The organism is Pseudomonas sp. MWU12-2319, from assembly GCF_023242525.1.
Lineage (GTDB): Bacteria > Pseudomonadota > Gammaproteobacteria > Pseudomonadales > Pseudomonadaceae > Aquipseudomonas > Aquipseudomonas gingeri_D.
In genome coordinates this window covers 1-22,876 of the sequence record NZ_JALJES010000001.1, presented here as the reverse complement: position 1 = coordinate 22,876, position 22,876 = coordinate 1, and the positions used below count along the sequence as shown (strand labels likewise).

Genomic DNA, 22,876 nt, shown 5'->3' with positions numbered 1-22,876 from the left:
CGCTTCCTCCAGCCACACCTGCCTGCTTGCTATAGTTCCAACCTTTCCAGTGCCCTGCCAAGGATGCCCGTCATGTCCGAATACCAAGCCTTCCACGTCGAACTGGTAGACAACATCGCCCATGTCCGGATCAATCGCCCGGAAAAGATCAACTCGATGAACGCCGCCTTCTGGAGCGAAATCATCGAGATCTTCCAGTGGATCGAAGACACCGACGCCGTGCGCGTGGTGGTCATCAGCGGCAACGGCAAGCACTTCTCCTCCGGGATCGACCTGATGATGCTGGCCTCGGTGGCCAACGAACTGGGCAAGGATGTCGGCCGCAACGCCCGCCTGCTACGGCGCAAGATCCAGGAGTTGCAAGCATCCTTCAATGCTGTCGACAACTGCCGCAAGCCGGTCCTGGCGGCGATCCAGGGTTACTGCCTGGGCGGTGCCGTCGACCTGATCGCCGCCTGTGACATGCGCTACTGTGCCGAGGACGTGCAGTTTTCCATCAAGGAAGTGGATATCGGCATGGCCGCCGATGTCGGCACTCTGCAACGTTTGCCCCGTATCATCGGCGACGGCATGCTGCGTGAGCTGGCGTATACCGGTCGCCACTTCGGTGCCGACGAAGCGATCCGCATCGGCCTGGTCAATCGCGTCTACCCCGATCAGGCGGCCTTGCTCGACGGTGTGCTGGGCATTGCCCGGGAAATTGCCGCTAAATCGCCGATTGCCGTCACCGGAACCAAGGCGATGGTCAGCTATATGCGCGACCATCGGATCGATGACGGTCTGGAATACGTTGCCACCTGGAACGCCGCCATGTTGCAATCCACTGACTTGCGCGTCGCCATCGCCGCGCACATGAGCAAGCAGAAAGCCGAATTCCCTGATTGACGCCTAGGACTCTCCCGATGACTCAACGCTGGACAACCGCAGTACTGGATATCGAGCAGACCGGCGGCTGGGCCGTGGTGCATAGCCCCGCCGGTTTTCTGCTGGACGACAATGGGGTGCTGTTTCCTCGCGAGTGGCTCAAGCGCCAGGACTTGTCGCTGTTGGCCGAGCATGGCATCGGGCATCTGGACGGCGAGCCGGTCTATCTGCTGGAGTTGAAGTCCGGCTTCGAACTGCCGGGCGGTCGCTGGCAGGGCCTGCGGACATTCATGCTCGAGGGCGATCACACGCTCTATCGCATGCTCGGTTATGCCGCGCAGATCGCTACCTGGGCCCGCGAGCACCGCTTCTGCGGCAGTTGCGGCCAGGCCATGACCCAGGTGCCTCTGGAGCGGGCGATGTTCTGCCAGTCCTGTGACTTGCGCAGTTACCCGCGGATTTCGCCGAGCATGATCGTGCTGGTGACCCGGGGCGACGAAGTGCTGCTGGCCCGTTCGCCGCGTTTTGTGCCCGGGGTCTACAGCACCCTGGCCGGTTTCGCCGAGCCGGGTGAGTCGGCGGAGGAATGCCTGATTCGGGAAGTGCGCGAGGAAGTGCAGGTCGAGGTGAAGAATATCCAGTACATGGGCAGCCAGTGCTGGCCGTTCCCGCACTCGATGATGCTGGGGTTTCACGCCGAGTATGCCGGTGGCGAGATTGTTCCCCAGGCGGATGAGATCGAGGATGCGCAATGGTTCAGCATCCACGATATGCCGCCGTTGCCGGCTTCGCGTTCAATCGCCCGTTACCTGATCGACCTGTACCTGGCCAGGCGCCTGGGGTATGCGGAACCGCTGCTGCCGGTCTAGCCTTACACCGCTCAATTCATGGCCATGCACCGTCCTTGTAGGAGCCGGCTTGCTGGCGATGGGATCTGATAGCCGACATCATCGTCGCCTGGAAAATCGCTATCGCCAGCAAGCCGGCTCCTACAGGTTATGGGGTGTTCTCTGGATTCAGGCCACGCTGAACCAGTGTTGCCAGGCCAGGCGTACGGTCAGGCCGAGGACCACGGTGATAAACACCGGGCGGATAAACTTCGCGCCGCCGCTGATGGCGGTGCGGGCACCGAAGAAGGCACCGACCATCACCGATATGCCCATGCACAGGCCGATCACCCAGTCCACCTGGCCGGAAAACACGAACACCGAGAGTGCGGCGGCATTGCTGACGAAGTTCAGGCTGCGGGCCACGCCGCTGGCCTTGACCAGGTCGATGGGGTAGAGCAGCAGGCTGCTGACGGTCCAGAAGGCACCGGTGCCGGGACCGGCCACGCCGTCGTAGAAACCCAGGGCCAGGCCCTGGGGCAATTGCCGTTTCTTTTTGATCGGCGCGTTGCTGTCCAGCGGCGCCTTGGGCGTGCCGCCGAACAACAGGTACAGGCCGCAGGCGAAGACGATCACCGGGAGCATCTTGTTCAGCCATTCGGCGGGCATGAAGTGCGCGGTCACGGCACCGATCAGCGCGCCGACGAAGGTGCCGAGAATCGCCAGTTTCCATTGTCCGGGCTGAAACAGCTTGCGCCGATAGAAGGTGAAACCGGCGGTGGCGGAGCCGAAGGTCGAACTGAGTTTGTTGGTGCCCAGCACCAGATGCGGCGGTAGCCCCGCGGTGAGCAGGGCCGGGGTGGTGAGCAGCCCGCCGCCGCCGGCGATGGCGTCGATGAATCCGGCGATAAAGGCAACGACGGTGAGAATGGCGAGGGTGGTCAGGTCTACGCTGAGATCGAAAGGCATGGGGTCGGCTTACTATCGGCAGGTGGCGCGGCAGGGCCGCGCCGAAAGGCCGTCATCTTACCCATTACCGAATGTTGCCGCGACCTTATCCCATGGGGTGCTTGTTCTGACGCCTTCGCGGCGGTGGACCAGGTACCACAAATGTTGACTATGACTTTGATTGCGGGCCGTTACCGATCTGCCAATCATAGGGCGGCTCAGTCCCGTTGATCCGCCAATCCCCGACAATCCTTGCCTTGTAGATCGCCGGATTGTGCGACGACACCGTCCGCGCATTGCGCCAGTGTCGGTCCAGCGCCTTGCCCTGGCGGACATCCGAAGCACCCAGGGCATTGAACAATTCGCTGGTGGCCCGCTGGATCAACTCGGACACCACCACCTGGGCGGTGGCGGACTCGATTTCCGCGTCCACATTGGCTTGCCGTTCAGCCTCGGTGTCAGCACCAAACCGGGCAATATAAGCCCGTTGCGCCGGATGCGCGGCCCGCACCGCACTGGCTTCGGCGGCATACACCAGGGCGGCGACTTCGCCCACCACCTGCTGCACCTGGGCGTCGCCACTGACATGGGGGGCATTGCCGTGGCTGTAGATCCGTTTGCGCTCGCGGACCTGATGCGCCACATCCTTCAATGCCGCCCGGCCGATCCCGGCCAGGGTCGCCAACAACACCAACTGATAGAACGCGGTCTGGTATTTGAAGCGGGTGGCGAAGTCGATTACATGCCCGGCCTCCACCGGGGCATCGATAAAACGCGAGGTCCCGCTACCGGTGGTGCGCTGGCCGAAACCATCCCAGTCGTCGCTGTGTTCGACCCCCGGCTGGCGTGCGCGCACGGCGGCGATGACATTGCCACCGGTGTCGCTGCGGCGGGCGTAGACGTCGATCCAGTCGGCAAAAATGCTCCCGGTGCTGTAGAACTTCTCGCCATTGAGGCGCCAGTGTTCGCCGTCCGGGGTGACTTGGGTGCCGACATCGCCAATCACCACATTGCCGATTTCGGTCCAGGCGCAGCCGACGATATCGCCGTCGACGAAGCGCTTGAACCACAGGTCGCGATTCGGCCCGGGCGCGGCATTCAAGCGGTCCTCGGCAAAGGCGAAATGTCCGCGCAAGGCCTGGGGCACGTTGGAGTCGGCTTCGGCCAGTTCGATCAGCAGTTGGAACAGCTGGGGCAGGGAAGCACCGCCACCGCCATATTCCACCGGCACCCGCACGGCGCCGAAACCGGCCTGCTTGAGCCACTGGATCGGCTCGTGGGGCAGGTTGCGCGATTGCTCCCGTTCCAGCGCCCCGGCGGCGATACGGGCGAAGATCGGCCGAAAGCGTTCGGCCAGGGGTTCGTAGTCGACGCCAAGGGATAGCGGGTTGATCACCTGGTGTTCGGTCATGGGACAGCTCCTTGAGGGCAGGCAGAGAAAAATGCGATTGCCAGGAGCGGTTGCAGGGTCCATGCCGAGAGCGCCAGGCCCGGTGGCGCGGGCGATTGCCGTGGGCGGGTGAGGGACAACTGTTGCCTGATGCACAGCGCTTCAACAAATCGTCCGCCAGGCCACAGCGCCCGGGGTGTATCGATCCCGTGTGGGTAGCGCGCTTTTGTGGGAGAGGAGCTTGCCCGCGAAGCTCTTGGCGGCCTTGAGTACGCCTTCGCGGGCAAGCTCCTCTCCCACATAAGCGTCGCTCCCGCATAAACACTTCCTCCACTGAGGCCTCTTTCTGCCAGGAGGGTTCCCGGTCACTGGCACGTTTGCTGCTCTGACCCTCTGACATTCCCCGGTCCGAGGTCAGATACCATGAGTCAGCAAGCCGTAAAATTCGCCTACTGGGTGCCCAATGTCAGCGGTGGGCTGGTGGTCAGCAAGATCGAACAGCGCACCCGTTGGGATATCGACTACAACCGCAAGCTGGCGCAGTTGGCGGAAGAGGCCGGGTTCGAATACGGCCTGACCCAGATCCGTTTCACCGCTGGCTACGGCGCCGAATACCAGCATGAGTCGGTCGCCTTCAGCCATGCCCTGCTGGCCGCGACCACCAGGCTGAAGGTGATTGCCGCGATCCTGCCCGGCCCCTGGCAGCCGGCGTTGGCGGCCAAGCAACTGGCGACCATCGATCAACTCACCGGCGGCCGGATCGCCGTCAATATCGTCAGCGGCTGGTTTCGCGGTGAGTTCCACGCCATCGGCGAACACTGGCTGGAACACGATGAGCGCTATCGCCGCTCCGAAGAGTTCATCCGTGCGCTGAAAGGCATCTGGACCGAAGAGCAGTTCACCTTCAAGGGCGATTTCTACCGTTTCAACGACTACAGCCTCAAACCCAAGCCCCTCAGCCAGCCACACCCGGAGATTTTCCAGGGCGGCAGTTCCCGGGCGGCGCGGGATATGGCGGCGCGGGTCTCGGATTGGTATTTCACCAACGGCAACACGCCCGAAGGAATCAAGGCCCAGGTCGATGATATCCGCGCCAAGGCGGCCGCCAATGGCCATTCGGTAAAAGTCGGGGTGAACGCCTTTGTCATCGCCCGCGACACCGAGGAAGAGGCCCGTGCGGTGCTGGCGGAAATTATCGACAAGGCCGACCCCGAGGCCGTCGGCGCCTTTGGCGATGCGGCGAAACAGGCGGGCAAGTCGTCGCCGGAAGGCGAGGGCAACTGGGCCAAGTCCAGCTTCGAGGACCTGGTGCAATACAACGACGGCTTCAAGACCAACCTGATCGGCACGCCGCAGCAGATCGCCGAACGGATCGTTGCCTTGAAAGCCGTGGGCGTGGACCTGGTGCTGGCGGGATTCCTGCACTTCCAGGAAGAGGTGGAGTACTTCGGCAAACGGGTGTTGCCGCTGGTGCGGGAGCTGGAAGCGAAGAAGGTCGCAAGGGCGGAGGAAGCGCTGGCCTGAGGTCTCGTCCAGGTGTTCACCCAGCAACAGTGAAGCGGCATTGTGTTCTTCTGCGTGCGTCACGCTGTTGCTGGGTAAACGCCATAACCCTATGAAAATCAACAAATAATAATTCAGGCACAGAAGCTGCAATAGCCCAGGCAACACTATTCGCCCGAGAGCGTTCCATGTCGTCCTTGCCTGAATCCGCCGTTTACCCGATCCATTCCCCCAACGCCCACCTGATCCGTGACGAGGCCGAAGCGCTCGCGGTTGCCCACGGCGTTGCCGCTGATCTGCTGGAGCACGACGCAGAGCGTGATCGCACCCGCCAGGTGCCCGCCGAAGTGGTGGATCGCTATTCCAACAGTGGTCTCTGGGGCATCAGCGTGCCGCGCGAATTCGGCGGCGCCCAGGTTTCCTATGCGGTATTGGCCGAAGTGATTACGATCATCTCGGCGGCCGATCCGTCCCTGGGGCAGATCCCGCAGAACCACTACTGCCTGCTGGAAGACATCCGCCTGCAAGGCACCCCCGAGCAGCAAGCGCATTTCTTCGCCCTGGCCCTGCAGGGCCATCGATTTGCCAATGCCCTGTCGGAAACCGGCGGCAAGAATGTCCAAGACATCCAGGCGACGATTCGTCGTCACGGCGATGGGCATGTGATCAACGCTCGCAAGGGCTACTGCACCGGCTCGTTGTACGCCCACTGGCTGGCGGTACTGGCCCTGGATGACGAGCAGAAAGGTCAACTGGCGTTTGTTCAGCGCGGTACGCCGGGCCTGGTGATCGTCGATGACTGGGACAGCATCGGCCAGCGCACCACTTCCAGCGGCACGGTGCTGGCCGAGGATCTGAAGGTGCCGGCCTTCAACCTGTTCCCCACGTATCGCTCCTACGAAAGCCCGACCCTGGCCGGGCCTTTCGCCCAACTGACCACCGCCGCCATCGACGCCGGCATCGCCCGGGCGGCCCTGCGTGACACCGTGGCTTTTGTGCGTGAACACGCCCGTCCTTGGATCGACGCCGGGGTGGACAAGGCCAGCGAAGACCCCCTGACCATCATTCAGATCGGCGGCCTGGAGATCCGCCTCGAAGCCGCCGAAGCCTTGCTCGAACGAGCCGGCAAGGCCCTGGATGCCGCGCGTCCGGCCCCCGATGAAGACAATGTCGCCCGGGCCTCGCTGGCGGTGGCCAAGGCCAAGGTGCTGACCACCGAGATTGCCATCGAGGCCAGCAACAAGCTCTTCGAACTGGGCGGCACCCGTTCGACCTTGAAAAAGCACAACTTCGATCGCCACTGGCGCAATGCCCGGGTTCACACCCTGCACGACCCGGTGCGCTGGAAGTACCACGTGGTCGGCAACTGGTTGCTCAACGGCATCAAGCCACCGCGTCACGACTGGTCCTGAGTCCATGGCTGAATGGTTGAAAAATATCTACTGGGCGGACATCGCCCAGGCCTGCCTCGATACCCTGAGCATGCTCGCGGCGGCCCTGGGTTTCACCGTATTGCTGGGCCTGCCCCTGGGCGTGCTGCTGTTTCTCACCGGCAAGCGCCAGTTGCATGAAACCCTGCTGGTGTACCGCGGCTTGTCGGTGCTGGTGAATATCCTGCGTTCGCTGCCGTTCATCATCCTGCTGATCGTGCTGATTCCCCTGACCACCTTGCTGGTGGGCACGTCCCTCGGGGTGCCGGGGACCATCCCGCCGCTGGTGGTGGGCTGCACGCCGTTTTTCGCCCGGCTGGTGGAAACCGCCTTGCGCGAAGTCGACCGTGGCGTGGTCGAGGCGACCCAGGCCATGGGCGCCAGCACCTGGCAGGTGATCCGCCACACCCTGTTACCCGAAGCCCGCGCGGGTTTGCTGGCGGCGGTGACGGTGACCGCCATCGTGCTGGTGGACTACACCGCCATGGCCGGAGTGATCGGCGGCGGCGGACTGGGGGACCTGGCGATCCGCTACGGCTACCAGCGTTTCCAGACCGATGTGATGGTGGTCACCGTGATCCTGCTGCTGGTCCTGGTCCAGGGCCTGCAAATGATCGGTGATCGTCTGGTGGCCCGCTACAGCCATCGTTGAATTCATTACCCATAACCCTGAACGACCCTGGCCCAACGTCCGCCACACGCCGGCCCCTTTTGCCTCTCTGGAGCACAGCATGAAAAAGACCCTGGCCATCCTGGCTGCCCTGATGTCCCTGGCGGTTCACGCCAATGAAAAACTGATTGTCGGCGCCACCCCGGTGCCCCACGCGGAGATCCTCGAGTTCGTCAAACCGGAACTGGCCAAGGAAGGCGTGGACCTGGAGATCAAGGTGTTCAATGACTTTATCCAGCCCAACCAGCAGCTGGCGCTGAAGAACCTGGACGCCAACTACTACCAGTACCGGCCGTTCCTTGATGACTACAACAAGACCCGCCACACCAACCTGGTGCCGGTGGTCGGCGTGCATATCGAGCCGTTCGGGGCTTACTCGACCAAGATCAAGCATATTTCCGAGCTGAAGGACGGTGCCTCGGTGTCGATTCCCAATGATCCGGTGAACACCGGGCGGGCCTTGGTGCTGCTGCACGAAGCGGGTTTGATCAAGCTCAAGGACCCGAGCAATACCCTGGCGACCCAGCACGATATCGTCGAGAACCCCAAACACCTGAAGATCCGCGAACTGGAAGGGGCGATGCTGGCCCGGTCGGTGAGCCAGGTGGATCTGGCGTTCGTGTTTGCCAACTACGCGCTGGAAGCCGGGATCGACACCCATAGCGCGTTGATCGTCGAGAAGGGCAAGGACCTGTATGTCGAGTTCCTGGTGGCGCGGCCGGACAATATCAATGACCCGCGTATCCAGAAACTGGCCAAGGCGCTGAATTCCGATGCCGTGCGGCAGTTTATCCTGACCCGCTACAAGGGTCAGATCGCCCCGGGGTTCTGAACCATGGACAGGCTCACCGCGGCTCCAGCAGCCGCGCGCCTGTCCCATGGGCACCCAACATATCGCCATAGTTGCGCAGCGGGCAGTTCTCCATCGACAGGCAACCGCAGCCGATACATCCGTTGAGCTTGTCCCGCAACCGGGTCAATTGGGCGATGCGTTCGTCCAGCCCGCTCCTCCAGTTTTCCGACAGGCGCTTCCAGTCTTCGGCCGTCGGCGTACGGCCTTCGGGCAGGCTCTGCAAGGCCTGGTGAATCTCCGCCAACGGAATGCCCAGGCGCTGGGCGACCTTGATCAGGGAGACCCGGCGCAACACCTCGCGCGGATAACGACGCTGGTTACCGGCATTGCGATAGCTCTGGATCAGGCCTTTGGATTCATAGAAGTGCAGGGCGGTCACCGCCACGCCGCTGCGGGCCGCCAGTTGGCCGACCGTCAGGGCCTTGTCCGTGGGCAGGGGTTTTGGTGTTGCCATGGCGAGAAATCTCTTGACCTTGAGTTAACTGGAGGTTTTACCCTGCGTGGCCTCGGATCACAAGATCCTGTCTGACTTCACGGGGAACCTTTTCATGCCGTCGACAGAACAAAATCGCAGTTTTACTCAATTGATCCAGTTCGAGATCGAGCCTGTCCAACTGGAGGCGCTGGTCTCTGCCTTGTCCAGGCAGACCGAGCGACTGGCCCGGGTCGAGGGTGGCTTTATCAGCGGCACGGTGCAGGCCAGCGACGACGGTCGGCGTGTGCTCAACACACTGCAATGGCGTTCCAGGGAAGATGGCGAAGCGGCATTTGCCCGTTTCGAAAGCGGCGAAGAGGATTTCTGGGCACTGATCCGCGCCCACCACGCCAAGGCGGTGAGCTTCGATTCGTTCCAGGTGCTGCGCAGCATCGAGCGCAGCCAGGACGACGCCTTGCAGTGTGCCCTGGTGGGCTAGATGGACAGTTGCAACATCCGGTCACCCTGGACGTTTTCGCCTGCCCGGCGCTTGTTCACCGCCAACTCGCCGATCTTGATCAGCCGCGTGCGTGTCACATTGCGGCTCAGGCCCAGCAGGGCGGCGGTGTGCACCTGGTTGTAGTGGCTGAAACGGTAGGCGGCGCGTAGCAACGCATCCTCGACCTTTTCATGCAACGCGCCGGCCTGCTCCTCGAAGAGTTTCTGAAAAGCCCGGTTGAGCAAGGCCTCGGCCGAGTCATCGAGAGCGCTGCCACTGTCGTCCTGGCGCTCGATGCGCAGGTTCGACAGACGCAGGTCGTCGCGCTCGATCACGCCGTCATGGCAGATCAGCAAGGTGTGATGAATGACGTTTTCCAGCTCACGGATATTGCCCGGCCAGCCGTAGCTCCTGAGCTTCTGTTCGGCACCGGGGCTGATGCGGATATCGCCATAACCCAGGCGCTGGCTGTAGCTCTCGATAAAGTGCCGGGTCAGCGGCAGGATATCGCCGGGGCGTTCGCGCAGGGGGCTGAGCTCCAGGCTGACGACGTTGAGGCGGTAATACAGGTCTTCGCGAAAGTGCCCGGCGTTGATGGCTTTTTCCAGCTGCACATTGGTGGCCGCCAGCACCCGCACATTGATCGGGATGCTTTTGCGCGAGCCCAGGCGCACCACTTCGCGTTCCTGCAGGACCCGCAACAGCTTGACCTGGATCGGCATTGGCAGGTCGCCGATCTCGTCGAGGAACAGGGTGCCGCCGTCGGCCTCTTCGAACCAGCCGGCCTTGGCGCTGAGGGCGCCGGTGAACGCGCCTTTTTCATGGCCGAACAGCTCGGCTTCCACCAGGGATTCGGAGAAGGCCCCGCAGTTGACCGCGACAAACGGGCGGTTACGCCGGGCGCTGAGGTTATGGATATGCCGGGCCACCAGCTCCTTGCCGGTGCCGGTTTCACCGATGATCAGCACGCTGGCTTCGCTCGGCGCCACTTGTTGCAGGTGGGCGAGCAGGGCCTGGGACTTGGGGTCTTCGAAGACCTGGGCGGTGGCGCGGATGGAGGTGGCCAGGGCCGGCGAGGGCGGTAACGTTAGCAGCTGCATAGGCTTCTCTAGGAATAAAAAGTGGGGATCGGCAGCGTCTGGTTCAAAGCCCAGTCGCCGAGTTCCTGGAGTTTGTAGTCCAGCGGGTCGTGCAGGCTCTGGGTCCGCAGGTTGCGCCAATGGCGGTCCAGGCGCAGGGAGGCATGGGTCGAGCGGGCACCGGTGACTTCGAACAACTTGCTGCACAGGGCCAGGCCTTCGCGGTTGGCGGCGACCTTGGCCGTGGCGATGGCGATGGCCAGGTTGCCGCGCTCCTCGCCGCTGAGGTTCTGGCCCTTGGCCCAGGCCTGGTCCAGCAACCCGGCGGCGCGCTCCACCAGCAGGCGGACACCTTCGAGGGCGACCCAGAAGTCGCCGTAGTGGTTGAGCACGTAAGGGTCCTGGCGAATATCCCGGGCGGTGGATTTGAACCAGGGCCGGGTTTCGTCGAGGGTGTATTGCCGAGCCTCTTCGAAAGCCCCTTCGGCAATGCCGAGGAACATATGGGTCAGGGTCAGTTGCGCGATCAGGGGCCGCAGGCAGGCGAAAGGTGTGCTCAATGGGCCGGGGTCGAGCAGCAGTTCGGATTCCTCGACCCGCACCCGCTCGAAGCTGGCGCTGCCGCTGTCGGTCTGGCGCTGGCCCATATTGTGCCAGTCGTCATGCAGGGTGATGCCACTGCGCCCGCTGGGAATGGCGGCGATCAGCAACTTGCCGCCGGCGCTTTCGTCCACTGCCGAGGCGATCAGCATCTGCGAGTCGCTGGCGCCGGAGCAGAAGCTTTTCTTGCCGGAGAATTCGCGCCAGCCGCCGAGGTTGCGCACCACCGTGCGGGTGTCCAGGGGATTGAGGGCATTGCCCCAGAACCAGTTCTTGCGTGCGGTCTGTTCGAACCAGGGTTGCCATTGTTCGGGACGGGAGAACAGGCGCACGGTGGCCAGCATCAGGTGATGGAAGCCGAAGACATGGGCAATCGAGCTGTCGACCTTGGCGAATTCGCGGACCACGTCCAGTGTCTCGCTCCAACGGCCGCCGAGGCCGCCGTACTGGGTGGGGATGCTCAGGGCCAGCAGGCCGCTGTGACGCAAGGCGTCACGTTCGGCTTTTGGCGTGCCGCCGCGTTCGTCGCGCTCGACGGCGGTCAGGGCAAAATCGGCGGCCAGTTGCCGGGCGGTTTGCAGAGGGGTCAACAGGGCGTTGCGTGGCTGGGCAGTCACGGTTCAGGATCCTGTGGCTTGGGTTGGCAACACATCGTTGGCGATCATTTCGCCAAACGGCCCGGTCAGGTTGGTGATGCCGCGCCCGGCCAGGCTGGCGTAGGGCTCGGGCAATAGCGGGAACACCAGTTCGGCGAAGCGATAGGCCTCCTCCAGGTGCGGGTAGCCGGAGAAGATGAAGCTCTCGATCCCCAGGTCGGCGTATTCCTTGATGCGCTCGGCCACCTGCTGTGGATTGCCGACCAGGGCCGTCCCGGCACCGCCACGGACCAGGCCGACACCGGCCCACAGGTTCGGCGCGATCTCCAGGTTGTCACGCCGTCCGTCATGCAACGCGGCCATGCGCCGCTGGCCTTCGGAGTCGAAACGCGAGAAGGATTTCTGCGCGGCGGCGATGGTTTCGTCACTGATATGTTCGATCAGTTTGTCCGCGGCTTTCCAAGCGTCTTCCGCAGTTTCCCGGACGATGACATGCAGGCGAATGCCGAAGCGCACGGTGCGACCCTTGCGGGCGGCGCGCTCACGCACATCGGCCAGCTTCGCCGCCACGGCGGCCGGCGGTTCACCCCAGGTCAGGTAGACATCGACCTGATCGGCGGCCAGGTCGTGGGCGGCGTCGGACGAACCGCCGAAATACAGCGGCGGGTAAGGTTTCTGTACCGGCGGGTAGAGCGCCTTGGCGTTCTGCACCCGCAGGTGCTTGCCTTCGAAGTCCACCGCCTCGCCTTGCAATACCCGGCGCCAGATCTGGAGGAATTCGTCGGTCACTTCGTAGCGTTCGCCATGGTCGAGGAAGCTGCCGTCGCCACGGTTCTCGTCGGGATCGCCGCCGGTCACCACGTTGATCAGCAAGCGGCCGTTGGACAAGCGGTCGAGGGTCGCGGCCATGCGTGCCGAGACCGTCGGCGAGATGATCCCGGGACGGATCGCCACCAGGTAACGCAGGCGTTCGGTCAACGGCACCAGGGCCGAGGCGATGACCCAGGAGTCCTCGCAGGAGCGTCCGGTGGGAATCAGCACGCCGTGGTAGCCGAGGTTGTCTGCGGCCTGGGCCACTTGTTTCAGGTAGTTGAGGGTGACCGGGCGCGCGCCCTGGGTGGTGCCCAGGTAATGGCCATCGCCGTGGGTCGGGAGAAACCAGAAAACATCCATGACAGTGCCTCAGGCGATTTTCAGCAGGGGTTTGGCGTGCACGCCGAACAAGGCGGTGGCGCGGTCGGCAGCCAGGCGGATGCGCGCCCTCAAGGGCTCACTGGTGATCTGGTAGTTGGCGAAGTCGGCCTCGGTGGCGTAGACGCCGATGGGCAGGGTCAGGGCCTGGAAGAAACTGAACAGCGGGCGCAACTGGTGATCGAGGACCAGGGCATGGCGTTCGCTGCCGCCGGTGGCGGCCAGCAGCACCGGGGTGTCGATCAGGGCGTTGAGGTCGATCAGGTCGAACAGGTGCTTGAGCAGGCCCGGATAGGAACCGCGATAGACCGGCGCGGCGACGATCAGCAGGTCGGCGTTCTCAATGGCCTGCAGTTCGGCCTCGACCTCGGCGCTCAGTTCGGCGCGGGACAGCGCCGAGCCCAGTGGGCGGGCGATATCGCCGAGCTCGATCAAGTGGCTTTCGATGGGCAGTTGCTGTGCCAGTTCCGCCAGCACCGCCTGGGTCAGCACCAGGGTGCGGGAGGGACGGTAGGTACCGCCGGACAGGGCAACGACTTTCAGTGTGCGAGACATGATCAGTTCCTTTTCAAACAGTGGCTCGGCGAGCCGGGTCAGTGACAGGGCATCAGCAAGAGCTGTACCAAGGCCCCAGATCCCGTGTTTGCGGGCGCCCGACGCGGTAAGCGAGGTGCCGGGTGCTGGCTGGCGGACTGTTTTGTTGATCGACTGTTGGTGGGCGAACAGTTGCCCGGGCAACAGTCGACAGGGATGCACTCAGTTGTAAGGACTTTCTAATATTCCGTAAACGAATGTATTTTTATATTTATAGATCTTTATAGAATATTAAGGTTTATACGGGCCTTTCGCCCCGACATACAGGTACAGGGGCGTTTTATCGGGCGCGCCTGGACGTCTTTTCGCCGGCAAGCCGGGCTCCTACAAGCGCTTGTGGCCTGTTAAGCTGAGGTCGGGAGCGTTCCTACGCACTTTTAAATGAAAGTTATCTTTCTTTAATCGTTTTCCATCGGGTATAGCTGTCCGCCCAACCACCAGGGTGGGTGATCAGCAAGAGATCGATCCGCGGGACACGCTTTATGAGTCTTTTTGCCATGAATGAACTTCCTCTGTATTTCGACTATGCCGCTACCACGCCGGTGGATGAGCGGGTGATCCGGGTGATGGTCGAGTGTCTCGGCTTTTCCGGCAATTTCGGCAACCCGGCGTCCAGCTCCCATGCCTTCGGCCAGCGCGCCCGGCAGACGGTCGAGCAGGCCCGGCAACAGGTGGCGAGCCTGGTAGGGGCGAGCCCCGGGCAGATCGTCTGGACCTCCGGGGCCACCGAATCGAACAACCTGGCCCTCAAGGGCGTCGCCCAGGCCCGTGGTGTCAGCGGCGGGCATGTGGTCACCAGCCAGATCGAGCACAAGGCGGTGCTCGATACCGCCCGGCAACTCCAGGAAGCCGGTGTCGCCGTCACCTACCTGGTGCCGAATGCCGAAGGCTTGATCACCGCGGCGATGGTCAGTGAGGTCCTGCGCGAGGACACCTTTCTGGTCTCGCTGATGCTGGTCAACAATGAGCTGGGTACCCTCAATGACATCGCGGCCATCGGCCAGCGGGTGCGTGAACAGGGCGCGCTGTTTCATGTGGACGCGGCCCAGGGCGCGGGCAAGGTGGCGATCGACCTGGCCGCCTTGCCGGTGGACCTGATGTCGTTTTCCGCCCACAAGGTCTACGGTCCCAAGGGTATCGGAGCCTTGTATGTCGGCCCGCGCGCGCAGCAGAAGCTGCACGCGCAGATCCACGGTGGCGGCCATGAAGGCGGCCTGCGCTCCGGCACCCTGGCCACCCATCAGATCGCCGGCATGGGCAGTGCCTTTGCCCTGGCCACCGAGCACCTGGAAGAAGAAATCGCCAGCATCGCTCATCTGCGCCAGCGCTTGCTCGAGCAACTGGCGGATGTCCCGGGCCTGCGCCTGAACGGCAGCCCGACTGAACGCATCCCCCATACCCTGAGTCTGACCTTTGCCGAAGGCGAGTTCGACGGTGTGGCGTTGGGCCGGTCCCTGGCGTATTCGGCGACGTCGGCGTGCAATTCCGCGAGCCAGGCGCCGTCCCATGTGCTGCTGGCACTGGGGCACGATGCACGCCTGGCCGGCCGGACCATTCGCCTGAGCCTGGGGCGTTTTACCTCTGAGCAGGACATCGACCGCGCCGCCAAGGCGATCAAGGCAAGCCTGAGTGCACCGGCACCGTTCTGGGCGATTGCCCAGCCGTGAGTGTGCCGGATGATAATTGAATAATAAGTGGTTAGCAGGAGACATGATGAGCACGCAGACCCCGAGTCAAGGAACCGTTCCCCAGCGTCTGGCACGCACCCGCGAACTGATGCGCCGTGAAGGCGTGCAGGCCTTGCTGGTGCCGTCGGCCGATCCGCACTTGTCGGAATACCTGCCGGCCTATTGGCAGGGCCGGCAGTGGCTGTCTGGTTTCCATGGCTCGGTCGGCACCTTGATCGTGACGCCGGAGTTTGCCGGCGTCTGGGCTGACAGCCGGTACTGGGAGCAGGCGACCAAGGAGTTGGCCGGTAGCGGTATCGAGCTGATGAAATTGTTGCCGGGGCAACCCGGTCCCTTGGACTGGCTGGCCGAACAGTTGCCGTCTGGTGGTGTGGTTGCGGTGGATGGCGCCGTCATGGCCTTGGCTTCGGCGCGAACCCTGGGCGACAAGTTGCAGGCGCGCGGCGCGCGGCTGCGCACCGACATCGATCTGCTCGACCAGGTCTGGGAAGACCGCGAGGTGCTACCAGACCAGCCGATCTACCCGCACCTGCCGCCGCAAGCGACGGTTTCCCGTGGCGAGAAGCTCGCCCAGTTGCGCCGGGAGTTGAATACCCGTGGCGCCGACTGGCATTTCATCGCCACGCTGGATGATATCGCCTGGTTGTTCAACCTGCGCGGCGCCGATGTGTCCTTCAACCCGGTGTTCGTGTCCTTTGCCCTGGTGAACCAGGAGCAGGCCACGCTGTTCGTGTCCCTGGGCAAGGTGAGTGCCGAGTTGGTGCAGGTGCTCAAGGCCGATGGCGTGACCTTGCGCGACTACAGCGAAATCGGCGCGGCGCTGGCCGGCATTCCGGCGGGAGCGGGCCTGCTGGTCGATCCGGCGCGCGTGACGGTCGGTTTGCTGGACAACCTTGCCGAGGATGTGAAGTTGGTCGAGGGGCTCAACCCGACGACCTTGGCCAAGTCCCGCAAGAGCCTGGATGACGCGGTGCATATCCGTCAGGCCATGGAGCAGGATGGCGCGGCCCTGTGCGAATTTTTTGCCTGGCTGGAAACCGCACTGGGCCGTGAACGTGTCACCGAACTGACCATCGATGAACGCCTGAGCGCAGCCCGGGCGCGGCGTCCGGGTTATGTGTCGCTGAGCTTCAATACCATTGCCGCGTTCAATTCCAATGGGGCGATGCCGCACTACCACGCCACTGAAGCGGAGCATGCGCTGATCGAGGGCGACGGCCTGCTGCTGATCGACTCCGGCGGTCAATACCTGGGCGGCACCACGGACATCACCCGGATGGTGCCGGTCGGCACGCCGACGGCTGAGCAGAAACGCGATTGCACTCGGGTACTGAAGGGCGTGATTGCCTTGTCCCGGGCGCAGTTTCCCCGTGGCATTCTTTCGCCGCTGCTGGATCCTATCGCCCGGGCGCCGATCTGGGCCGAAAGCGTGGATTACGGGCATGGCACCGGCCATGGCGTCGGTTACTTCCTCAATGTGCACGAAGGTCCGCAGGTGATCGCCTATCAGGCGGTTCCGGCCCCGCAGACCGCCATGCAGCCGGGGATGATCACCTCCATCGAGCCTGGGACCTACCGTCCGGGCCGTTGGGGTGTGCGTATCGAAAACCTGGTGCTGAACCGTGAGGCGGGCAAGAGCGAGTTCGGCGAATTCCTCAAGTTCGAAACCCTGACCCTGTGCCCGATCGATACCCGTTGCCTGGAACCGTCGTTGTTGACGCAGGAAGAGCGTGACTGGTTCAACGCTTATCACGCCGAAGTGCGCGAGCGCTTGAGCCCGTTGCTCGATGGCGCGGCACTGGAGTGGTTGAACACCCGTACCGTCGCGATCTGATCACGGTTTTGTAGGAGCCGGCTTGCCGGCTCCCGCAATGGATCGCGCTGTGTTCAATCGCTCAGCAGGGCTTCGCTCATATAGTCGACAAACGCCTTGACCCTGGCGGACTGTCGGCGATTGGCCGGAAACACCGCATGAATCGGCAGCGACTGGGTCTGATAGTCGGGCAGAATCGCCATAACCCGCCCCGCCTGCAGATCCTCGGCAAACAGCCACACCGGCGACAGCGCAATGCCGAGCCCGCCCAGGACCATTTCCCTAATCGCCTCCGAATTGTTGCTCTGGGCATTGCCCTTGATGCGCACGCTGTAGCGCTGCCCGTCCTTTTCGTAGTACCAGAGGTTCTGGCTGCTCAGCAGATTGAATTGCAGGCAGTTGTGTTCGCTCAGTTGTTCCGGGGTTTGCGGTTCGCCCCGGCGCGCCAGGTACGCGGCGCTGGCGACGGTGATCCGCCGGGTATCGCCGATGCGCCGGGCGATCAGGTTGCTGTCGCCCAGTTCGCCGATGCGCAGACTGACATCCAGGCCTTCCTCGACCAGGTCCTGGTTCTGGTCGCTGAGTTGCAGGTCGATCTCCAGTTGCGGGTAGCGTGCGAGGAAGTCCGGCAGCCGACTGGCGATCTGCAAACGCCCGAAACTCACCGAGGAGCCGATGCGCAGGCTGCCGGCGACCTGTTCCCGGCCCGACTGAAAGCTGTGTTCGGCATTGTCCACGGCGGCGAGGATCTGCCGGCATTGCGCGTAGTAGCGCTGGCCCTCATCGGTCAGTGACAACTGGCGGGTGCTGCGGGCGATCAGCTTGCCGCCCAGTTCGACCTCCAGTGCCTTGAGGATTTTGCTGATGGTCGGCTGGCTGGTCCGCAGTTCCCGGGCCACGGCGGAAAAACTGCCGCGCTCGACGACCCGGACAAAAATGGCCATTGCATTGAGTTTATCCACGGGACGCCTCATTCATGCCAAAAGGGCATGATCACTATAACAATAATGTGTCTTATCGGCATGAGTGACGGGGCGCATGATCGCTCTCACTTCCACTGATCGAGATCGCCGACATGTCCCACTCCCTTGAAATGAACGCTCTGCTGGTCGACGCCGCCAATGCGCCGTTGCGCCTGGTTTCCATCGACCGTCCCGCACCCGCGGCGGGTCAGGTGCTGGTCCGTATCAAGGCCAGCGGCATCAACCCGCTGGATGCCAAGATCCGCGCCGGCCAGGCCGGTCATGCCCGTCAACCGTTGCCGGCAATCCTGGGCATGGACCTGGCCGGGGTGGTTGAAGCCCTGGGCGAAGGTGTCAGCGGCTGGGCGGTGGGGGATGAGGTGTACGGATTGGCCACCGGGATCGGCGGTGCCCAGGGTTCGCTGGCCGAGTTTGCCGCGGTCGATGCTCGACTGTTGGCGCGCAAGCCGGCCAACCTGAGCATGCGCGAGGCCGCGGCATTGCCATTGGTGCTGATTACCGCCTGGGAGGGCTTGGTCGATCGCGCCCGGGTAGGCGCCGATCAGTCAGTGTTGATTCATGGCGGAGCAGGTGGGGTCGGCCATGTGGCGGTGCAGATTGCCAAGGCGTTCGGCGCCAGGGTCTTCGCCACCGGTTCGGCCACGCAGCAGGCTCAGATCGAGAGCTTTGGCGCGACCTTTATCGATTATCGGCAGCAGGGCGTGGAGGAATATGTCACGCAGCATACCGCCGGCGAGGGCTTCGATATTGTCTATGACACGGTGGGCGGCGAAACCCTGGACCGGTCGTTCCAGGCAGCGCGGATCTATCACGGGCATGTCCTGAGCTGCCTTGGTTGGGGGCAACACAGCCTGGCACCGTTGTCCTTTCGCGGGGCCACTTACTCCGGGGTGTTTACCCTGCTGCCATTGCTCACCGGTCACGGCCGCGAGCATCACGGGCAGATACTGGCACAGGCCGCACGCTTGATCGAGGCCGGTCAATTGAAGCCTTTGCTCGATCCCCGGCGGTTTACCCTGCAAACCGCCGAGGAGGCTTATACCTTGCTGGCCGGCGGCGCGGCGCAAGGTCGGTTGGTGATCGAGATCTAGGTTATTCAGTCCTGGAGCAAGGCTTCGCGGACGAAGTCGAGGCGGTCCTGGCCGAAGAACAGCTGATCGCCGACAAACAGGCTCGGCGCGCCAAATACGCCGCGCTGCAGGGCCTGCTCGGTCTTGGCCTTGAGGACGGCCTTGACCTCTTCGTCCTGGGTCAGCGCGAGGACCCGCTGCGGGTCGAAGCCCTTTTCAGCCAACACCCGGGCGACGGTGGTCGGGTCGTTCAGGTTGCGTCCGTCGACCCAGAGGGCGTGATAGAGGGTGTCGACGAACTCGACAAAACGTTCTGGGTAGCGCAGCTGCACGCCAGTGGTCGCGCGCATCAGCATCAGGGTATTGATCGGAAAGTGCGGGTTGTAGAGGAAGGCGACGCCGTAACGACGAGCATAGCGCCCCAGGTCCTGGATCATATAGCGCCCCTTGGCCGGTATCTCGGCCGGAGAGGCATTACCCGTGGCCTTGAACACGCCGCCCAGGAGCATTGGCTGATAAACCAGCTGGCTGCCGGTCTGTTCACAGAGGCCGGGCAACTGGGTGTACGCCAGGTAGGCAGCCGGGCTACCCAGGTCAAAGTAGAACTCGACGGTTTTTTTCATGGATAAAGCATCCTTGTTGTTATTGTCGTGGGCTTGAGCTTACCAGCGTTCATTCCAGGGACGCAGATCGAGCTCGAAGGTCCAGGCATCGCGGGGCTGGCTGTGCAGGTACCAATAATTCTCGGCGATATGGGCGGGGTCGAGAATGCCGTCCTGATCCTTGAGGGCGTACTTTTCCGGGAAGTTGCTGCGGATAAAGTCGGTGTCGATGGCACCGTCGACCACCACATGGGCCACATGAATATTCAGCGGACCCAACTCCCGCGCCATGCTCTGGGCCAAGGCCCGGATACCGTGCTTGGCGCCGGCAAACGCGGCGAAACCCGCGGCCCCACGCAGGCCGGCGGTGGCACCAGTGAACAGGATAGTGCCGCGTTTGCGGGTGACCATGCGCTTGGCGACTTCACGGGCATTGAGGAACCCAGAGAAGCAGGCCATTTCCCAGATCTTGAAGTACTTGCGCGCGGTTTCCTCAAGGATGCTGCAGGGCACATTGGCGCCGATATTAAAGACGAATGCTTCGATCGGGCCGATCTGGCTCTCGATCTGTTCGATCAGGGCGATGACGTCCTCTTCCTTGCGCGCGTCGCAGGCAAACCCATGGGCTTCGCCGCCGGCCTGCTGGATGGCCTCCACCAAGGGTTGCAACTTGTCGGCACTGCGCCGCGTGACGCAGGCGATAAACCCTTCGGCGGCAAAACGTTTGGCGATGGCACCGCCCGTAGCGTCGCCGGCACCGACGACCAATACGACTTTCTTGTTCTGGGTTGCAGTAGTCATGTGTGGATCGCTCTTTTAGTAAACGGTCGTTAACTAAACGAACGTTATGCTACGATTCACCCATCGTCAAGGCGGTCAACAGGAACGGCACCATGCGTTATTCCCTCAGTCACAAGCAGCAAACCCGTGAGCGGTTGCTCGAAAGCAGCGCGCTGTCGGCAAAACGGGAAGGTTTGGCGGGCGTCGGCGTCGACGGCCTGATGAAAGCCATCGGCCTCAGTGGCGGGGCGTTCTATGGCCATTTCTCGTCCAAGGACGAATTGTTCAGTTCAATTGTCGAGCGGGAACTGAGCCAGAGCCTGGTGCGGCTGGGTGGGGAGGGGGAGCCCGATCAGGCGCAGCTCAAGCGTTGCCTGAAGCTCTACCTGAGCATGAGCCATGTCGAGCAGCCGGAGAATGGTTGTGCCTTGCCCGCGCTGGGGGCGGAAATCGCGAGGGCGGATCTGGCGGTGCGCCAGCAGGCCGAAGACTGGATCTATCGGTTACAGCAGCGCTGGGCACAGGCACTGGGCAGCGAAAGCCGGGCCTGGTCGATTCTGTCCCAGTGCGTGGGGGCATTGGTGGTGGCGCGAATGCTGGTGACTCCGGACATTCAGCGCCAGGTGTTGCGATCCAGCCATGATGAAATCAATCGTCAACTGGCAGGGGCGGTTTAGGGCTCAGCGCGGACGGCTTTTTGCAGATGATGATCATGCTGCGGCTGGTATAGCCGGCCGGGTTGAGGCCGAATGGGTAATCGCCCGGGTCTTCCACGGCGTCGCCGGATTTGGCCAGCACTTTATAGCCGCTATCGCTGCAGGAGTCGGCGGCTTTGGTGTAGCACTTTTCCCAGGAGGATGTCAGCCCGGAACAGTTGATATGGACGCCACGCTTGCCGTATTTCATCGGTTTCGAGGTCGCGGCGCAGCCCGCGACGGCAAGTACTGCCAGGACTATCAAGAAGCGTTTCATTACCTTCCCTATCTCTGCCCCCGGATCAATCCGTCCGGTTTGGCTTTTTTCGTGCCGCCTGATTCTTCCTTGATGCCCCTGTCCAAAATATCCAAGGCTGGCATTGAGTTAGGCGTAAACATGTCCTATTTGAGCGGTAAATACCAGCGCTGGCTCACACTCTGTTTCAATCGACCGCGACGGGCGGTGCGGACTCCTTGCGCAGGGTCAGGGTAGCGCCGACGGAGGCGCAGATAATGCAGGCGATGGCGAGCCACTGGGCAACGGACAGGTACTCGTGGAGGAACAGCATCCCGGACAATGCGCCGAAGGACGGTTCGATGCTCATCAAGGTGCCGAAGGTGCGCGCGGGCAGGCGCGTCAGGGCGACCATCTCGAGGCTGTAGGGCAGGGCGGTGGAGAGGATGGCAACGCCGATGGCCGCCGGGATCAGGGCCGGGGTGAGCAGCGCGGCGCCGGCGTGGACGATACCGATCGGGGCGATGAACAGGGCGGCAATCACCACGCCGAGCGCGGCGGTTTGAACGCCGTTGTCGTGGCCGGCTTTCTGGCCATAGAGGATATACAGCGCCCAGCAGACACCCGCTCCCAGTGCATAGCTGACGCCGAGCAGATCAAGGCTGGCGCTGGCGGCGCCGGTGGGGATCAACAGCAGCAGGCCACTGACTGCCAGGGCAATCCAGAGAAAGTCGATGGCCCGGCGTGAGGCGTAGATCGCCACCGCCAGGGGGCCGGTGAACTCCAGGGCAACGCCGATGCCCAGGGGCACGCTTCTCAAGGACATATAGAAGAGGAAGTTCATGCCACCCAGGGCAATGCCATAGATGATCACGGTGCGCAGGGATTTGGCGGTGAACTTGGCTCGCCAGGGGCGCAGGACCAGTACCATGATGATGCTGGCAAATACCAGGCGCAGGGTTGTGGTGCCCTGGGCACCGACAATCGGGAACATGCTTTTGGCCAGGGAGGCACCGGATTGAATCGAGGCCATTGCGATAAGCAGCAGGCCGACGGGGAAAAGTGTCGAGGCCAGGCTGCGGGACTGCTGGGTCATGGGGAGAGTGTCATCCGGGGCTATATAAGGGAGGCAGGTGTATATGATGCGGAACAACGCATCATTGAGCAATATATTGCTCACTTTGTTGGGTTGGCTCGCTGGCTGTGGTGTTCATATAGGTGGAGCAAGGCTTAAGGGCCTCTTCGCGGGCAAGCCCTGCTCCTACAGGTTTGCGTCGTATACAAAATTGGGGAGCGACAGAGGACTGTAGGAGCAGGGCTTGCCCGCGAAGACGTCAGTACTAACGCCGCAGACCTTATTGTTTACGGCGTTTCCGGCCCTTATGACAGAAAAGTGAAAATAAGCGTTGACGGGAAATCCTGTGGCTCTATAATTCGCCCCACTTCCGGCGCAGTCGAAACGGAAAAACCTTTGAGATTCAATGAGTTACAAAGGTTTTGAGGGTTTTGATGCGCGGTTCGCTTCAGTTCATCGAAGCGTGGAAGTAGCTG

Annotated in this window: 23 protein-coding genes; 11 read left to right on the top strand and 12 right to left on the bottom strand. The window is 62.7% G+C overall.

The window, feature by feature from the left end; genetic code table 11:
• Positions 1 to 72: 72 nt before the first annotated feature.
• Together M5C01_RS00115 and nudC are read left to right on the top strand one after the other, a co-directional pair.
• Positions 73 to 885 carry a crotonase/enoyl-CoA hydratase family protein gene (locus M5C01_RS00115; RefSeq protein WP_152736911.1) on the top strand — a complete coding sequence of 271 codons (813 nt, stop codon included), beginning with the start codon at positions 73 to 75 and terminating at the stop codon, positions 883 to 885.
• A 17-nt stretch (positions 886 to 902) separates the two neighbouring features.
• Positions 903 to 1,733 carry an NAD(+) diphosphatase gene (gene nudC, locus M5C01_RS00110; RefSeq protein ID WP_103494798.1) on the top strand — a complete coding sequence of 277 codons (831 nt, stop codon included), beginning with the start codon at positions 903 to 905 and terminating at the stop codon, positions 1,731 to 1,733.
• A 147-nt stretch (positions 1,734 to 1,880) separates the two neighbouring features.
• Here the strand turns inward: nudC and M5C01_RS00105 are convergent, their stop codons facing one another.
• Positions 1,881 to 2,660, bottom strand: a complete 780-nt coding sequence (locus M5C01_RS00105) for a TSUP family transporter (protein ID WP_103494797.1) — start codon at positions 2,658 to 2,660, stop codon at positions 1,881 to 1,883.
• A 148-nt stretch (positions 2,661 to 2,808) separates the two neighbouring features.
• Positions 2,809 to 4,050 carry an acyl-CoA dehydrogenase family protein gene (locus M5C01_RS00100; RefSeq protein WP_152736910.1) on the bottom strand — a complete coding sequence of 414 codons (1,242 nt, stop codon included), beginning with the start codon at positions 4,048 to 4,050 and terminating at the stop codon, positions 2,809 to 2,811.
• A 402-nt stretch (positions 4,051 to 4,452) separates the two neighbouring features.
• Between M5C01_RS00100 and sfnG the strand changes: the two genes are divergently transcribed.
• From sfnG to M5C01_RS00080, 4 genes are all read left to right on the top strand, one after another.
• Entirely contained in the window at positions 4,453 to 5,553 is a 1,101-nt protein-coding gene (gene sfnG, locus M5C01_RS00095; protein WP_103494795.1) for a dimethylsulfone monooxygenase SfnG, read from the top strand.
• Positions 5,554 to 5,720: 167 nt separating this feature from the next.
• Positions 5,721 to 6,944: an SfnB family sulfur acquisition oxidoreductase gene (locus M5C01_RS00090; RefSeq protein WP_152736909.1), complete on the top strand. Its 1,224-nt coding sequence runs from the start codon at positions 5,721 to 5,723 to the stop codon at positions 6,942 to 6,944.
• A gap of 4 nt (positions 6,945 to 6,948) precedes the next feature.
• On the top strand, positions 6,949 to 7,614 hold the full coding sequence (locus M5C01_RS00085; protein WP_152736908.1) for a methionine ABC transporter permease: 666 nt from the start codon (positions 6,949 to 6,951) through the stop codon (positions 7,612 to 7,614).
• Positions 7,615 to 7,693: 79 nt separating this feature from the next.
• The gene (locus M5C01_RS00080; protein WP_152736907.1) at positions 7,694 to 8,464 is read left to right on the top strand and encodes a MetQ/NlpA family ABC transporter substrate-binding protein; all 771 of its coding nucleotides are present in this window, start codon (positions 7,694 to 7,696) and stop codon (positions 8,462 to 8,464) included.
• Positions 8,465 to 8,477: 13 nt separating this feature from the next.
• On the opposite strand, the gene soxR is transcribed toward M5C01_RS00080, so the two are convergent.
• Positions 8,478 to 8,939 (bottom strand): redox-sensitive transcriptional activator SoxR, encoded by a 462-nt coding sequence (soxR, locus tag M5C01_RS00075; RefSeq protein WP_103494791.1) that lies wholly within the window; start codon positions 8,937 to 8,939, stop codon positions 8,478 to 8,480.
• Positions 8,940 to 9,033: 94 nt separating this feature from the next.
• Between soxR and M5C01_RS00070 the strand changes: the two genes are divergently transcribed.
• Positions 9,034 to 9,399 carry an antibiotic biosynthesis monooxygenase gene (locus M5C01_RS00070; protein WP_103494824.1) on the top strand — a complete coding sequence of 122 codons (366 nt, stop codon included), beginning with the start codon at positions 9,034 to 9,036 and terminating at the stop codon, positions 9,397 to 9,399.
• Here the strand turns inward: M5C01_RS00070 and M5C01_RS00065 are convergent.
• The 4 genes from M5C01_RS00065 to msuE are packed head-to-tail and all read right to left on the bottom strand — an operon-like array spanning position 9,396 to position 13,420.
• A complete protein-coding gene (locus tag M5C01_RS00065; protein ID WP_103494790.1) occupies positions 9,396 to 10,499 on the bottom strand; it encodes a sigma-54 dependent transcriptional regulator in 1,104 nt (367 codons plus the stop codon). The two genes, M5C01_RS00070 and M5C01_RS00065, sit on opposite strands and share 4 nt — an antisense overlap.
• A gap of 8 nt (positions 10,500 to 10,507) precedes the next feature.
• A complete protein-coding gene (locus M5C01_RS00060) occupies positions 10,508 to 11,695 on the bottom strand; it encodes an acyl-CoA dehydrogenase family protein (RefSeq protein ID WP_178129717.1) in 1,188 nt (395 codons plus the stop codon).
• Between the two features lie 3 nt (positions 11,696 to 11,698).
• Entirely contained in the window at positions 11,699 to 12,847 is a 1,149-nt protein-coding gene (gene ssuD, locus M5C01_RS00055; RefSeq protein ID WP_152736906.1) for an FMNH2-dependent alkanesulfonate monooxygenase, read from the bottom strand.
• A 9-nt stretch (positions 12,848 to 12,856) separates the two neighbouring features.
• A complete protein-coding gene (gene msuE, locus M5C01_RS00050; RefSeq protein ID WP_152736905.1) occupies positions 12,857 to 13,420 on the bottom strand; it encodes an FMN reductase in 564 nt (187 codons plus the stop codon).
• Positions 13,421 to 13,956: 536 nt separating this feature from the next.
• Here msuE and M5C01_RS00045 point away from each other — a divergent pair.
• Together M5C01_RS00045 and M5C01_RS00040 are read left to right on the top strand one after the other, a co-directional pair.
• The gene (locus tag M5C01_RS00045; protein WP_152736904.1) at positions 13,957 to 15,126 is read left to right on the top strand and encodes an aminotransferase class V-fold PLP-dependent enzyme; all 1,170 of its coding nucleotides are present in this window, start codon (positions 13,957 to 13,959) and stop codon (positions 15,124 to 15,126) included.
• Positions 15,127 to 15,172: 46 nt separating this feature from the next.
• Positions 15,173 to 16,981: an aminopeptidase P family protein gene (locus tag M5C01_RS00040; RefSeq protein ID WP_152736903.1), complete on the top strand. Its 1,809-nt coding sequence runs from the start codon at positions 15,173 to 15,175 to the stop codon at positions 16,979 to 16,981.
• A 53-nt stretch (positions 16,982 to 17,034) separates the two neighbouring features.
• Here the strand turns inward: M5C01_RS00040 and M5C01_RS00035 are convergent, their stop codons facing one another.
• The gene (locus M5C01_RS00035; RefSeq protein WP_152736902.1) at positions 17,035 to 17,934 is read right to left on the bottom strand and encodes a LysR family transcriptional regulator; all 900 of its coding nucleotides are present in this window, start codon (positions 17,932 to 17,934) and stop codon (positions 17,035 to 17,037) included.
• Between the two features lie 101 nt (positions 17,935 to 18,035).
• On the opposite strand from M5C01_RS00035, the gene M5C01_RS00030 reads away from it, so the two are divergent.
• A complete protein-coding gene (locus tag M5C01_RS00030) occupies positions 18,036 to 19,034 on the top strand; it encodes a zinc-dependent alcohol dehydrogenase family protein (RefSeq protein ID WP_152736901.1) in 999 nt (332 codons plus the stop codon).
• 5 nt (positions 19,035 to 19,039) lie between these two features.
• Here the strand turns inward: M5C01_RS00030 and M5C01_RS00025 are convergent, their stop codons facing one another.
• Positions 19,040 to 19,636: a 2-hydroxychromene-2-carboxylate isomerase gene (locus M5C01_RS00025; RefSeq protein ID WP_152736900.1), complete on the bottom strand. Its 597-nt coding sequence runs from the start codon at positions 19,634 to 19,636 to the stop codon at positions 19,040 to 19,042.
• Positions 19,637 to 19,675: 39 nt separating this feature from the next.
• Positions 19,676 to 20,416 carry an SDR family oxidoreductase gene (locus tag M5C01_RS00020; protein WP_152736899.1) on the bottom strand — a complete coding sequence of 247 codons (741 nt, stop codon included), beginning with the start codon at positions 20,414 to 20,416 and terminating at the stop codon, positions 19,676 to 19,678.
• A 92-nt stretch (positions 20,417 to 20,508) separates the two neighbouring features.
• Here M5C01_RS00020 and M5C01_RS00015 point away from each other — a divergent pair, with 92 nt between their 5' ends.
• Positions 20,509 to 21,072 (top strand): TetR/AcrR family transcriptional regulator, encoded by a 564-nt coding sequence (locus M5C01_RS00015; protein WP_152736898.1) that lies wholly within the window; start codon positions 20,509 to 20,511, stop codon positions 21,070 to 21,072.
• Here the strand turns inward: M5C01_RS00015 and M5C01_RS00010 are convergent.
• Positions 21,044 to 21,367, bottom strand: a complete 324-nt coding sequence (locus M5C01_RS00010) for a hypothetical protein (RefSeq protein ID WP_103494777.1) — start codon at positions 21,365 to 21,367, stop codon at positions 21,044 to 21,046. The genes M5C01_RS00015 and M5C01_RS00010 overlap by 29 nt on opposite strands.
• A gap of 166 nt (positions 21,368 to 21,533) precedes the next feature.
• Entirely contained in the window at positions 21,534 to 22,421 is an 888-nt protein-coding gene (gene rhtA, locus M5C01_RS00005) for a threonine/homoserine exporter RhtA (protein ID WP_103494776.1), read from the bottom strand.
• Positions 22,422 to 22,876 lie beyond the last annotated feature (455 nt).

Excerpts from the sequence above, each read along its gene's own strand:
- M5C01_RS00115 (WP_152736911.1), top strand. The coding sequence starts at position 73 with ATGTCCGAATACCAAGCCTTCCACGTCGAACTGGTAGACAACATCGCC.
- nudC (WP_103494798.1), top strand. The coding sequence starts at position 903 with ATGACTCAACGCTGGACAACCGCAGTACTGGATATCGAGCAGACCGGC.
- M5C01_RS00105 (WP_103494797.1), bottom strand. The coding sequence starts at position 2,660 with ATGCCTTTCGATCTCAGCGTAGACCTGACCACCCTCGCCATTCTCACC.
- M5C01_RS00100 (WP_152736910.1), bottom strand. The coding sequence starts at position 4,050 with ATGACCGAACACCAGGTGATCAACCCGCTATCCCTTGGCGTCGACTAC.
- sfnG (WP_103494795.1), top strand. The coding sequence starts at position 4,453 with ATGAGTCAGCAAGCCGTAAAATTCGCCTACTGGGTGCCCAATGTCAGC.
- M5C01_RS00090 (WP_152736909.1), top strand. The coding sequence starts at position 5,721 with ATGTCGTCCTTGCCTGAATCCGCCGTTTACCCGATCCATTCCCCCAAC.
- M5C01_RS00085 (WP_152736908.1), top strand. The coding sequence starts at position 6,949 with ATGGCTGAATGGTTGAAAAATATCTACTGGGCGGACATCGCCCAGGCC.
- M5C01_RS00080 (WP_152736907.1), top strand. The coding sequence starts at position 7,694 with ATGAAAAAGACCCTGGCCATCCTGGCTGCCCTGATGTCCCTGGCGGTT.
- soxR (WP_103494791.1), bottom strand. The coding sequence starts at position 8,939 with ATGGCAACACCAAAACCCCTGCCCACGGACAAGGCCCTGACGGTCGGC.
- M5C01_RS00070 (WP_103494824.1), top strand. The coding sequence starts at position 9,034 with ATGCCGTCGACAGAACAAAATCGCAGTTTTACTCAATTGATCCAGTTC.
- M5C01_RS00065 (WP_103494790.1), bottom strand. The coding sequence starts at position 10,499 with ATGCAGCTGCTAACGTTACCGCCCTCGCCGGCCCTGGCCACCTCCATC.
- ssuD (WP_152736906.1), bottom strand. The coding sequence starts at position 12,847 with ATGGATGTTTTCTGGTTTCTCCCGACCCACGGCGATGGCCATTACCTG.
- msuE (WP_152736905.1), bottom strand. The coding sequence starts at position 13,420 with ATGTCTCGCACACTGAAAGTCGTTGCCCTGTCCGGCGGTACCTACCGT.
- M5C01_RS00045 (WP_152736904.1), top strand. The coding sequence starts at position 13,957 with ATGAATGAACTTCCTCTGTATTTCGACTATGCCGCTACCACGCCGGTG.
- M5C01_RS00040 (WP_152736903.1), top strand. The coding sequence starts at position 15,173 with ATGAGCACGCAGACCCCGAGTCAAGGAACCGTTCCCCAGCGTCTGGCA.
- M5C01_RS00035 (WP_152736902.1), bottom strand. The coding sequence starts at position 17,934 with ATGAGGCGTCCCGTGGATAAACTCAATGCAATGGCCATTTTTGTCCGG.
- M5C01_RS00030 (WP_152736901.1), top strand. The coding sequence starts at position 18,036 with ATGTCCCACTCCCTTGAAATGAACGCTCTGCTGGTCGACGCCGCCAAT.
- M5C01_RS00025 (WP_152736900.1), bottom strand. The coding sequence starts at position 19,636 with ATGAAAAAAACCGTCGAGTTCTACTTTGACCTGGGTAGCCCGGCTGCC.
- M5C01_RS00020 (WP_152736899.1), bottom strand. The coding sequence starts at position 20,416 with ATGACTACTGCAACCCAGAACAAGAAAGTCGTATTGGTCGTCGGTGCC.
- M5C01_RS00015 (WP_152736898.1), top strand. The coding sequence starts at position 20,509 with ATGCGTTATTCCCTCAGTCACAAGCAGCAAACCCGTGAGCGGTTGCTC.
- M5C01_RS00010 (WP_103494777.1), bottom strand. The coding sequence starts at position 21,367 with ATGAAACGCTTCTTGATAGTCCTGGCAGTACTTGCCGTCGCGGGCTGC.
- rhtA (WP_103494776.1), bottom strand. The coding sequence starts at position 22,421 with ATGACCCAGCAGTCCCGCAGCCTGGCCTCGACACTTTTCCCCGTCGGC.